10 protein-coding genes and 1 tRNA gene are annotated in these 12,571 nt (G+C 60.3%); 9 read left to right on the top strand and 2 right to left on the bottom strand.

Translation table 11 applies throughout. The features are described from left to right. Positions 1–56 precede the first annotated feature (56 nt). A complete protein-coding gene (locus ACMLHG_RS04730) occupies positions 57–353 on the bottom strand; it encodes an RNA recognition motif domain-containing protein (protein WP_294434797.1) in 297 nt (98 codons plus the stop codon). 429 nt (positions 354–782) lie between these two features. After that, on the bottom strand, positions 783–1,157 hold the full coding sequence (locus ACMLHG_RS04735; protein ID WP_294434798.1) for a VOC family protein: 375 nt from the start codon (positions 1,155–1,157) through the stop codon (positions 783–785). A 141-nt stretch (positions 1,158–1,298) separates the two neighbouring features. On the opposite strand from ACMLHG_RS04735, the gene purB reads away from it, so the two are divergent. The 9 genes from purB to ACMLHG_RS04780 form a co-directional block, all read left to right on the top strand. Further along, on the top strand, positions 1,299–2,738 hold the full coding sequence (gene purB, locus ACMLHG_RS04740) for an adenylosuccinate lyase (protein ID WP_417169724.1): 1,440 nt from the start codon (positions 1,299–1,301) through the stop codon (positions 2,736–2,738). A gap of 29 nt (positions 2,739–2,767) precedes the next feature. Then, positions 2,768–4,141 (top strand): glucuronate isomerase, encoded by a 1,374-nt coding sequence (gene uxaC / locus ACMLHG_RS04745; RefSeq protein WP_417169725.1) that lies wholly within the window; start codon positions 2,768–2,770, stop codon positions 4,139–4,141. A 71-nt stretch (positions 4,142–4,212) separates the two neighbouring features. Next, positions 4,213–5,256: a phosphoribosylformylglycinamidine cyclo-ligase gene (gene purM, locus ACMLHG_RS04750; protein ID WP_294434802.1), complete on the top strand. Its 1,044-nt coding sequence runs from the start codon at positions 4,213–4,215 to the stop codon at positions 5,254–5,256. Between the two features lie 140 nt (positions 5,257–5,396). Further along, positions 5,397–7,370, top strand: coding sequence for an AI-2E family transporter (locus ACMLHG_RS04755; RefSeq protein WP_294434804.1), 1,974 nt, complete (start codon positions 5,397–5,399; stop codon positions 7,368–7,370). After that, a complete protein-coding gene (locus ACMLHG_RS04760) occupies positions 7,367–9,280 on the top strand; it encodes an esterase/lipase family protein (protein ID WP_417169726.1) in 1,914 nt (637 codons plus the stop codon). Before ACMLHG_RS04755 ends, ACMLHG_RS04760 begins: the two co-directional genes overlap by 4 nt. Further along, positions 9,270–10,304, top strand: coding sequence for a DUF4105 domain-containing protein (locus ACMLHG_RS04765; protein ID WP_417169727.1), 1,035 nt, complete (start codon positions 9,270–9,272; stop codon positions 10,302–10,304). The genes ACMLHG_RS04760 and ACMLHG_RS04765 overlap by 11 nt, the downstream gene beginning before the upstream one ends. Before the next feature lie 97 nt (positions 10,305–10,401). Then, positions 10,402–10,475: transfer RNA gene (locus tag ACMLHG_RS04770), tRNA-Gln, on the top strand. A 205-nt stretch (positions 10,476–10,680) separates the two neighbouring features. Then, complete coding sequence (locus ACMLHG_RS04775; protein ID WP_417169728.1) at positions 10,681–11,502, top strand: DUF1559 domain-containing protein; 822 nt, start codon at positions 10,681–10,683, stop codon at positions 11,500–11,502. Positions 11,503–11,635: 133 nt separating this feature from the next. Further along, on the top strand, positions 11,636–12,571 hold a 936-nt coding region (locus ACMLHG_RS04780), incomplete at its 3' end, for a discoidin domain-containing protein (protein ID WP_417169729.1).

Here is a 12,571-nt window from a genome sequence, read left to right on the forward strand (position 1 = left end):
AAAAAAAGGAGGGAATCCCGTCGACCGGAATCCCCTCTTGCAAGCAATCGAAACAATTACCAGCGGTTGCCGCCCTCGCGGTTGCCGCCGAAGCCGCCCCGCGGACGTTCTTCGCGCGGACGCGCTTCGTTCACGACCGCCTTGCGGCCGCCGATCTCCTTGCCGTTGAGCTCCGCGATGGCGTTGCGCGCCTCGGCGTCGTTCGGCATCTCGACAAATCCGAATCCCTTGGATTTGTTGGTCTCGCGATCCGTCACGATCCGGGCGGAGCTCACTTCGCCGAACGCCGCAAAAGTGGCCCTGAGTTCGTCACGGTCAAGTCCGTACGGCAAGTTCCCCACGTAGATGTTCATCCTGATTCCTTTCTCTTCTGCTTTCTCTCCGGACCTCCGGAGTGTTGAAAAAATGTTTGTTTCGCCCGCTCTCCTGAATCGTTCTCATTTGAAGCCTCTTGGGGAATCGCGCCGCAAACGTCGGACCGTCAGGAGTTCGCAGGCATGGTTTGCAGTCGGAAATCGTCGGCGAGATTGCGATGTCGCCCCCCGGCCACATCGGGGGACGCCGCCAGTCAGCTCTGGCTGAAAATGTCGGTTGTCCGGATCAGTTCAATATACAGTCCAATCGAGAATCAGTTGCTCATTATGAACATTTCTCAATATTATACCGGAAAAATGGCTCAATGTCAATAGCTTTTGACGTTTTTTCCAAAAAAAATCACATTTTTTCTGAAAAAGAGCGGATTTTCGCTCTTTTTCCGTTGGATTTCAGCTCTTTTGGCCGGATTATCTCTCCGGAGTATCCGCGGGATACGATTCCCGGACGCGGAAGAGATTCCCCTCCGGATCGCTGCCGATCAGAAACCCGCCGAGATGGGGATTTTCATCGAAGGCCGGCGTGTATCCGGCATCCTCCAGCCGCCGCCGGAGCCGGTCGAGGTCGGGCACGGTGAAGAGCAGCGACGTCGCCGCCGAGGCGTGCTCCAGATACGGTGCCGCGCTCTTCTCCAGAATCAGCCGGAATCCCGGCGTCAGTTCGAAGGAGACCGCGTAGGTGCTGTCCACCACCGGTTCGCCCAGTTCGAGCAGTTCCCGGTAGAAAAAACGGCAGTTGTTGAGGTCGTTGACTTTGATGACGATGGCGAAACGTTGCGCATCCATGAGATATTTTCACCTTGTTCCCTTGCGAAATCACCGATTGTGCCTTAAATTATATGGTATACCGTTTTCCCGTCGATTGCAAACGGCAATTCGAATTATCACAGGAAAAATCAATTTATTCAACTGGAAGGGGCATTTCCGGTGAACAATGACGTCTATCAGAATCCGTTGACCGACCGTTACGCAGGCAAGGAGATGAGCTATCTCTGGAGCCCGCAGTTCAAACATTCCACCTGGCGGCGGCTCTGGCTCATGCTCGCAAAGTGCGAGCAGAAGCTCGGGCTGGCCATCACCGACTCCCAGATCGCCGCAATGGAGCAGCACCTCGACGACATCGACTTCGAAAAGGTGGCCGCCAAAGAGCGCGAACTGCGCCATGACGTCATGAGCCATATCCACGTCTTCGGCGAACTCTGCCCGGAGGCGATGCCGATCATCCACCTCGGCGCCACCAGCTGCTTCGTCACCGACAACACCGAACTTATTCAGATGCGCGAAGGGTTGAAGATCATCCGCGGCAAACTGCTCCGGCTGATGAGCCAGCTCGCCGCCTTCTGCGACGCCAACAAGGCGCTGCCCACCCTCGGCTTCACCCACTTCCAGCCCGCGCAGCTCACCACCGTCGGCAAGCGGTTCAGCCTCTATCTGCAGGACTTCCTGCTCGACTTCGAGCGGGTCGAAGAGGAGATCGAGCGCATCCCCTTCCGCAGCGTCAAGGGGACCACCGGCACCCAGGCGAGCTTTCTCGAACTCTTCGACGGCGACCACGCCAAGTGCCGCCAGCTCGAACGTGACGTCGCCGCCGGCATGGGCTTCTCCAACGTCATCGCCGTCTCCGGCCAGACCTACACCCGCAAAATCGACTACTTCGTGCTGTCGATCCTCTCCGGCATCGCCCAGTCCGCCTCGAAGATGGCGACCGACATCCGGCTGCTCGCCAACCTCAAGGAGGTCGAGGAGCCTTTCGGCAAGAAGCAGATCGGTTCGAGCGCCATGGCCTACAAGCGCAATCCGATGCGCAGCGAACGGGTCTGCTCGCTCTCGCGCTACCTCATGAGCCTGCCGGCCAACGCGGCGATGACCGAGGCGACCCAGTGGTTCGAACGCACCCTCGACGACTCCGCCAACCGCCGCATCGTGCTCGCGGAATCGTTCCTCGCGGCGGACATCATCCTTTCGCTGCTCATCAACATCACCGACGGCCTCCAGCTCTGGCCGAAGGTGATCGCCCGCCGCATCCAGTCCGAACTGCCCTTCATGGCGACCGAGAATCTGCTGATGGCCGCGGTGAAGAAGGGCGGCGACCGGCAGGCGCTGCACGAGGTGATCCGCACCCATTCGATGGCGGCCGCCCGCCGGGTCAAGGAGGAGGGCGCGGACAACGACCTGCTCGACCGGCTCCGCAACGATCCGGCCTTCGCCTGCATCCGGGACGAATTCGATTCGCTGCTCGACCCCTCGACCTTCATCGGCCGCGCGCCGCAGCAGGTCGAGGAGTTCCTCGCCGAACGGGTCCGGCCGGTTCTCGATCAGTACCGCGCGGAACTCGACGCCGCCACCGCCGACGCCGTCAACGTATAGCAGAAAGCAAGAGCAAGGAGTGAGGTATCATGGCTTTTCTCGATGACAACTATCTCATCGGCAACGCGACCGGAAAACGGATCTTCAACGAAATCAAGGATCTTCCGGTCATCGACCCGCACAACCACGCGAACGTCCGCGAAATCGCCGACAACGCGTGTTATTCCGACGCCTGGCAGCTCTTCGCCGCCACCGACCACTACGTCTGGGAGATGCTGCGCAAACGCGGCGTGCCCGAGTCGCTGATCACCGGGAGCGAAGCCTCCGCCGAGGAGAAGTTCCTCGCCATGGCGAAGGTGTTCCCCGAAATCGTCGGCAACCCGGTCTATGAGTGGATCTACCTCGACCTCAAGCGCTACTTCGGCATCGACGAGCGGCTCTCCGAAAAGACCGGCAGAAAGATCTGGAACGCGGTCAACGAGAAGCTCGCCACCGACGCCTTCCGGCCGCAGGCGCTGCTGACCGGTCCGCTGAACGTCGAGGCGATGAGTTCGACCGACGACCCGGTGGACCTGCTCGAAGATCACGAGCGCGCCAACGCCGCCTTCGGCCGCCAAATCATCCGCCCGACCTGGCGCCCCGACAAGGCGATGAAGATCTTCGCCCCCGGCTGGAGAGAGTACATCGACCGGGTGGGCAAGCGGTTCAACCGGAAGATCTCCACCTTCAGCGACCTGATCGACGCCATGCGGCAGAGCCACGACTACTTCGCCGAAAAGGGGTGCCTCGCCACCGACCACGGCCTCGAACTGCCGCTGCGCGCCGACTACCTCTTTGAGGACGCCGACCGGATCTTCCGCCGCGCCCTCGCCGGAGAGACGCTCACCGCCGCGGAGATGGATTGCTACATGGGCGCCTTCCTCGCCGAAGCCGCAGCCCTCAACGCCGAAAAGGGCTGGGTGACCCAGCTCCACCTCGGCGCGGTGCGCGACGTGCGCGCCCGGCTCTTCGACGCGCTCGGTCCGGATGTCGGCGGCGACGTCAGCAACCACTATCAGGACTTCCTGCCCGCGCTGGTGTCGTTCCTCAACCGGTTCGACAGCAAGCTCAAGGTGGTGCTCTACTGCCTCGACCAGGGCCATCAGGCGACGCTGGCGACGCTGGCGCGCGCGTTCGGCGAAAACGTCCGGCTCGGTTCGGCGTGGTGGCTCTGCGACCACCCGACCGGCATGCGCCGCCAGCTCGAATACATCGGCGCGGTCGACGTCTACTGGAATTTCGCCGGAATGGTTTCGGATTCGCGCAAGCTGCTCTCGTACGGCTCCCGCTTCGAGATGTTCCGCCGGGTGCTGGCCGACGTGCTCGGGTCGCTCATCGAGTACGGCCAGATGCCGGAGGAGGAGACCATGAAGCTCGCGGTCGCCATGGCCTACGCCGAGCCCAAGCGCTTCTGGAACTTGTAATAGGGAGTTTTTCATGTATATTTAACCGGATACAATCCGGTTGCAACATCACTACAGTTTAGAGGAACGACATGAGCGCAAACGTCAAGAGCGATTTGTACAAGGCCGCGGGCGTGGACATCGACCTGGCCACCGAACTTCTCGAACAGGTGAAACGGAAGTTCGCCCAGACCCGCCGTCCGGAGATGCTCGCCCCGGTCGGCGGCTTCGGCGGCCTCTTCCAGATCGACCTTTCGAAATACCGTGAACCGGTGCTGGTCTCCAGCATCGACGGCGTCGGCACCAAGCTGATGATCGCGATGATGATGGAGAAGTATGACACCGTCGGCCACGACATCGTCAACCACTGCATCGACGACATCGCCGTGCAGGGTGCCGAACCGCTCTACTTCATGGATTACATCGGCATCGGCAAACTCCGCAGCCCGCTCTACGAAGAGGTGCTCACCGGCATCGCCGACGCCTGCAAGGCGGCCAACTGCGCCATCCTCGGCGGCGAAACCGCCGAGATGCCCGGCATGTACGGCAACGACTTCGACCTGGTCGGTGTCATCACCGGCGTGGTGGAGAAATCGAAGCTGATCACCGGCGAGAAGATCCGTCCGGGTCACGTCGCGATCGGATTCGGTTCGAGCGGCCTGCACACCAACGGCTTCAGCCTGGCGCGGAAAATTCTCTTCTCGCAGTGCAGCTACAACGTCCACACCTATCTGGACGAGCTCGGCGAGACGGTCGGCGAAGCGCTGCTGCGGCCGCACATCTGCTACTACCCGGCCATCCGCGAAGCGCAGGCGAAGAACCTGCCGCTCGACGGCATCGCCCACATCACCGGCGGCGGCCTCTACGACAATGTGCCGCGCATTCTGCCGAACGATGTGACCGCGGTCTTCGACACCGACGTACTGCCGATTCCGCCGATCTTCAAGGTGCTGGTGGAAAAGGGCCACGTCGATCCGGTGGAGGCCTACCGGGTCTTCAACATGGGCATCGGCATGGTCTGGTTCGTGCCGCAGAAGGCGGCGGACGAAGCGCTCGCCATCGCCCGCAACAACGGCTTCACCGCCGGAATCGTCGGCGAAGTGGTGCCGGGGCACCGCGACGTGCGCGTCCGCTGAAGGGACGCGGCGGCGGAACCAGCAGAAAAACAGCTCCGTCCGGGGTGCGGCGCATTCCGGACGGAACGGAGGAACCCACAGAAACGGCCTCCGTCCGGAAAGACCGACGCGGCGGAACGGAGCAGGGAGGATAGCGGCGGATGTTCGATTTTTCCAGATTCACCGGTTCGCTCCGGCTCTCGAAACGGATGGAGCGCTCGATGCGCCACACCTTCACGGTGGTGACCGCGCTGTTTCACAGCGGAAACGGCGCCGACGATGCCGGACGCGCCATCCGTAACGCCGTTCTGGGCATTTTCAAACGGATTCTCGAAAGCGACGGGCCGTTGACGGAGGCCGATCTGGAATCGTTCCGCCAGCTCCTGATGTACGAACACTCGCCGTTTGAGGTGGACAAGCTGGTCGCGGAGCTGAAAAATCAGCCTCCGGTCTCCGCGGAAGAGGCGGCCGACGCGTTGCGGGAGCTGCCGGCGGAGGAGCTGGAACGGGTCTTGCGGGCCTTCATCGTTCTTGCGATTTCAACCGACTCGCTGGAGGAGAGCGCGCCGCTCATCCGCGACCTCGCCGACCGGCTGGGATTCGCCGCCGAAACGATCGAGAAGTTCATCGACGAAATCGCCGCGGAATATCTCCGGCGGCGGCGGATTCTCCGCTCCGGGGCCGGAATTCTCGTCGCGCTGATCGTCATTGCGGTGTTCATCCTCACCGCGACGCTGTTGCGGTCAGTCATCTTCGGGCTCATCGCCGCCTACGTGATGCTGCCGGCGGAAAAATATTTCGAGCGGCGGCTGAGGGAGAAACGCGGCATCGGCTACCATCTCTTCCGCCTGGCGGACTGGATTCTCTCGCCGCTGAACCGGCTGTCGCGGGCCATCCGCCGGGGGGCGAGCGACCCCGCGCCCGAGGAGCTTCGCCGCCGGGAAAACCGCCGGATCATCAATCGCGCGGTCGGCCTGACCTGCGTGCTGGTCGCTCTGGTGATCCTGATGCTGGGGATCCTCTTCTCTTCGCTGACCAACCACTATGTGCACAATCTGAGCAGTTCGGTGCGCGACTGGACCGAGAGAAATCTCACCGTGGAGAAAAAAACGGCCGAACCGGCCGGCCCCTCCGCGGAAGCAACCGGCGAGGAAGCGGCGGCGGTCGCCACTGAAACGGCCGGAATGGAAAACATCTCCCCGAAGCCGCAGCCGCCGCCCATCGAAAGTTCGCTTGCCGAATCCAGCGCGCAGGGATTGCTCGATCAGGCGTCGGTCTATCTCAACCATCTGCGGGAGCGGTTTGAAAAGCTCCCGCTGGTGCAGTTCGGGCTGGATCAGATCAGCCGGATCATGCAGGATGAGTCGGCCCAGCGGGAGCTGGCGGGCATTCTCCTGCGGCGTACCGGCGGGCTGGTCTCCTTCACCGCCAGCGTTCTCGGCATGATCGTGGCGATTCTGGTCGACCTGCTGATGACGGTCTTCTTCTTTCTGCTCTTCCTGTCGAAACTGGCGGAGTTCTGCGGCGACGGCGGCAGTGACGGGCGCCAGAGCGAATACCTGGTGCGCACCGTCTTCAACGGCAGCTGGCTGCCCGGCGCCAGCGAAGAGACGGTGGCGGAGGCACAGCGCATCATCAGCGGCGTCATCGGCCAGCTCCGCATCTGGGTGCGCGGCTACCTGACGCTGATGACGGTGGATGCGACGGTCTACACCACCGGATTCTACCTGCTGGGGGTCCCCTACTTCCCGGTGCTCGGCCTGCTGGCGGGGTGCGGCATTCTGCTGCCCTACATCGGCCCGATTCTCTCGGCGACGCTGACGGTGCTGGTGACGCTGGCGGTGGGCGGCGGCGACGTCTCCGGCGCCCAGCTGGCCGGAATCATCGCCCTCTATCTGGTCTACAACGGCATCATCGAACAGTTCATTCTCTACCCGGCGGTCATCGGGGAATCGCTCGGGTTGACCACTCTGGAAACGATCATCGTGGTGTTGCTCGGTGCGATATTCGCCGGAATTCCCGGCATGATTCTCGCGCTTCCGGCCTCGTCGATGATCAAATATCTGGTGCCGCAGATCTACAACTGCCTCGGCGACACGCACGCCCGTCAGCCGGCGAAGGAGGCGGGGCAATGAAATCCGCCGCCGGATACCTCCTGCTGATCGCCGCGGCCATACTGCTGTTTTCTGCCGGCTGCAGCCACGAAATCTCCGTCACCCGCGTCGGCAGCCGGGACCGGCTCGGCTACGGCAGCGTCTCCACCGGGAACGGTTTGAACCAGAATACCGCCAATTTGCTGGCCAATCTGCTGCTTTCGGATCAGTATGAGGAAAATCCGGAGGGGTTGCTTCTGCAACTGCAGAAACTGTTCCGGAACGAACCCCGGCCGGAACACCTCGCCGCGATGGCCGATGTCGCGCTCAACCTCGGGTTGCGCTTCGCGTCGGATCCTGACCGGGCCGTCGGCTACCATCTCGCGGCGGCGCTCTACAGCCACACCTATCTGCAGCTGCTCGACCGGCCGGGCGAACAGCCCTACAGCGAAGAGCGGGTGGGGGTCATGCGGATCTACAACGCGGCGACGGGGGAAGTCTTCCTCTTTCTGCGCCAGCGGAATTTGTTGCACCACAAAGGATACCGGCTGACGACGGCGGGGGGCCAGCGGGTGACCTTTCAGGCCCCGGAGTTCCGGCTGCCGCTTTCGCCGGAAAGTTATTCGGATTTTCTGCTCTGCGCCGACTACCGGCCGGAGAACCTCACCCACGTCAGCCGTCGCTTCGGTCTCGGCGCGCCGCTGATCTGCCGGGTGAAACCCCACCTTGACGAGGTGCGGTTCACCGACAACCAGACGCTGCCGGCGACGCTGATTCTGCAGTTCAAGCCGGGGGAGGAGAACCGCCGGGAGGTCACGGGGCAGCTCGCCTTCTTCGACAGCCGCAACTGCGACGAGGTGCAGCTCGGGCGGAACCGGATTCCGCTGGAGCAGGATTTCTCCACGCCGCTGGCCTACATGGCGCACGACCCGCTTCCGTTCGGCTACCTGGAGTACATGCTCAATCCGGATAAGACGGTGCGGATGCAGGGGCTTTACATGTTCGAGCCCTACAGCGACGACCGGATTCCGGTGGTGCTGGTTCACGGGCTGATGTCCAATGCGCGCACCTGGATGCAGATGATCAATACGTTGCAGAACGACCCGGATCTGCGGAAACACTATCAGTTCTGGGGCTTCTCCTACTCCAGCGGCAACCCGGTGCTCTACTCGGCACAGCTTCTGCGCGAAGATCTGCAGGCGGAGGCGGACCGGCTCCAGGCGACCGGGCGGCCGGTGAAGATGTTCAACCGGATGGTGCTGATCGGCCACTCGATGGGCGGACTTCTCTCCAAGACGCTGATCATGAACGCGGAGAACCGGCTGGTCGAACCGCTGCTCGGCGACAACTACCGGGAGATGCTCGCGTCGCTCACGGCGGAACAGCGCGATTTCGTCACCCGGATGATGGATTTCAAGGCGCTCCCCTTCGTACAGCGGGTGGTGTTCATCGCGGTTCCGCACCGGGGTTCGGAGATGGCGAACAGCGCCATCGGCCGGATCGGCGCCTCGCTGATCGAACTGCCGCAGTCGCTGGTCCAGCGGGGCGAAGGGGTCATCGGCAACCTGATGCGCCACGGCTGGCTGCAGCCGGACAATTCGAAATTTCAGACCGGCATCGACAACCTCGATCCGAACAACCGGACGCTTCAACTGCTTGAAACGATTCCGTTCCGGCCGGGCGTGCCGTATCACTCGGTGATCGGCAATCAAAAGGAGGCCGGCATTCCCGGCGGCAGTGACGGTATCGTGCCCTACGCGAGCAGCCATCTGGATGGCGCGGTGAGCGAACTGGTGGTCAAATCGGACCACAGCGCCCAGCAGAATCCGCTGGCAATCCGGGAGATTCGCCGGATTCTGCTCGAACACCTCCGCCAGTATCCGGACATCCAGGTCGCCACGCCGGAACTGCCCGAAGAGCTCGGGGAGGGAGCGGCGGAACATGCGAATTGAACCGCTTCTCAAGCTCCTCCATCGCCATCTCCTCCGTCCGCTCTGCGTAACGGCGGGAATCCTCGCCGCCGTCTGGTGCTGGGGCGCGGCCTATTACACCTTTCCGTTGCCGGAGGGGTGGGAGTTCTCCGCTTCACTGCTCTTCTTTCTATTGCTGCTGGCGCTGGCGGCCGGAGGGTGGTTTCGCGGGACACTGCTCGCGGTGATGGCGGCGCTGGAGCTCGCAACCATTTTCTTTTTCGCACTGCGGACGCCGGAACGCGCCTTCGAGGGGGTCAGGTGGCAGCGCCCCTGGGCGAGAGCTCCGCACGTGGAGCTCGACGGTGCGCGGGCGAAGATCGGGAACATCCGCAATTTCCGCTACCGCACCGAGGAGGATTTCGACAGCGTCTACATCAGCGGAACATACGATCTCGACCAGGTGCAGAGCGTCGATCTGGCAATTTCGCACTGGGACGGGCTGGAGGCGGTGGCGCATACGATGCTCTCCTTCGGCTTCCGCGACGGACGCCATCTGGCCATTTCGATGGAGACGCGACTGCCGGAGGGGGAGGAGCAGGGATTTCTGCCGGGTTTCTACAAACAGTATGAAATTCTGATGGTGATCGCGCTGGAGGAGGATCTCTTCCGGCTCCGGACCGATTTCCGGGGGGAGGAACTCTATTTGTACCGCACCAACGCGACGCCGGAGCAGGCGCGGACGATGCTCGATTCGCTGTTGAACCGCGCGGTCAAACTGGAGCGGGAGCCGGAGTTCTACAACAGCATCACGGAGAACTGTACCACCAGTCTGGCGCCGCTGCTGCGGGAGATCAATCCGAGCTTCGAGGGGGACATCCGCCTGCTGTTGAACGGGCGGTCGGATGAACTGCTTTACGAACTGGGGTACCTCCGCCACCGGGAGGGGGAGAGTTTTGCGGAGCTGAAACGCCGGAGCCGGGTGGCACCGCAGGGGGTGGCGCCGGCGGAATATTCGCATGCAATCCGGGCGGGAGCGAAGGCGGCGGCGGCCGGAACCCGGTGAAAATCAGCAAAAAAAACGATTCCGGAATGGAATTTTCTCCGGACCGGGGTTATTTTTAATGACGGCATTGCAACCGGAGGCTCCGGAAGCGACCTGCAACCCCGTGGTGTAATGGTAGCACAACTGGTTTTGGTCCAGTTAGTCTAGGTTCGAATCCTGGCGGGGTTGCCACTTTTCCCGGCTCGGCGGTTCCCGCGGCAAAGTTCCTTCATCCTCCTGTAAATTCCATTTCCCATTCCGGCAAACGGAGAGTGGTGGAAAAATCTCGAAAAACCGGGATTTTTGTATATTTCCGCTATTTTCAATATTCGGTTTCCAGCAAAGTTGCAGTATAATTAATACAAACCCGAAAATCATGATAAGGAGTTGCTGGAAGATGAAATTCAAGTTGGCTTTTCGCGACCGGATTCCCAAGCGGCAAGACGTACCGTCTTCATATTTTACTCTTATCGAACTCCTGGTCGTGATTGCGATCATCGCGATTCTGGCGGCGATGCTGCTCCCGGCGCTGAGCAAGGCGCGGGATCGAGCCAAAACAATTCAGTGTGTCAACAATCTGAAGCAGTGGAGGTTGGCTGCAGACAACTATTTTCTTGCGTTTAACGATTTTATTTTTCCTTATGGCGGCATGGGTTCAGGCGATGGCAGAGTAATAAGCAACGGTTACAATTGGAATCAGGCCGGCAGTTGGCTGGTTTGCTCGATTGATCCGACTGCAACATCAACCGCTAGTCCAGGAAAGACAAGATGGGAAGCCGGCAAGGCGATCAACGGCTGTCCTGCCGTCGGGGATCGTGATGTGCTTCAAGGGCCAAGCGGCAGAAACAAGCCATTACGAGGCTTGAGTTACAGCGTCAACTATTGTGTAACATGGACCCAGAAAACAATTGACGGCTTTGATGGAACCAGTCCTCGAATCCGGAAATTTACAAAAATCAAAAATCCTTCTCAGGTCATTTTGATTGCCGACGGCACCTACAATGGCGGCTTCTACGGCAATGATGACACACATCTAGATCCGTCGACCTACCCGGCTAGCCTGACAATCAGTCTAAATAATCCATGTCGAATCGGATATCGGCACAGAGGTCGGGCTAATTTGCTGATGCTGGCTGGAAATGTTGAAAGCTCCTCCCATATCCGCAAATGTCTGGCTTCAAAACAATATGAAGCAGATAAACTGGTGTGTCCTTATTGAACTCATTTAGCAGCTATAAAATTATTATTGTCCAGACCTTCTCATTTCGCACTCAAAGATTCCTATTGAATAATTTTTGTTTTCTCAAAATAATGGGGAAATATAATTTATAATAAACGAATAGGGTAGCAATATGACATGGAAAAAAATTTTACTGGTCGAGGTGCTGTGCATCTCCGTATTTAGCCTTCTGGGAGCCGAACAGCCGAAAAATCTGGTCCGCACTCCCAATACACGTCTCACCGCCGACTGCCACTTCGCGGCCTATACGCCGGACAAAGCAGGTGACGACGATTTTACCTCCAAAGCGAGCCGCTGGGTCAGCTGCAATACACGGGAGAAACACTGGCTCGCCGTCGAATTCAATCAGCCACAGGAAGTCAACCAGGTCACACTGCAATTCTGGAAGCCCTCCCATATTGCCATAAACTACGACATTCAGATTAAATCCGACGATGCGTGGAAGACGGTGAAAGAGGTCCGAAACAACCGGGACGTTCTACGCAACAGCGCCTTCCCCGAAGAGAAGACAACGGCGGTCCGGGTGGTCTTTCTCAAACAGCTGCCGGACAACATGGTACGACTCTATGAACTCGGTGTGTCCCGGCAGCCCCATCCTGTGGAGGCAACCTTCTCTGACGCACTCGACGGAGGATTGCTCGTCGCGAATCGAAAACCCGCATTGATGCTCCATAACTGCGATCCCCGAAAACCGGTGAAGCTTGCGGTCCGCATTCGTCTGCTATCCAGCGATGGCAGAAAAGAGCTGAAACAACTCTCAGGAAAATACACGTTTAAACGAAGCCTCTCCATGCCTTTGCCGCTCCCGGATGAGTACGGCCCGTACCTCTACGAGATCAGTCTCCTCCAGAATCCGGTGCCGGTGATGTATCTGCCCGCCGCCGCCGCGACCTGGCAGAGCAGTTCGCCCTTCGGCGCCCACTACCACAACTACGCCGACGCATTCGTGAACCATGCCGGAATCCACTGGTGGCGCAACCACGACGTCTACGGCCGCTGGAGCGATCACGCCGACGCCGAAGGAAAACCCGACTGGAGCGATTTCGAC

This window comes from Victivallis sp. (assembly GCF_048170485.1).
GTDB lineage: Bacteria > Verrucomicrobiota > Lentisphaeria > Victivallales > Victivallaceae > Victivallis.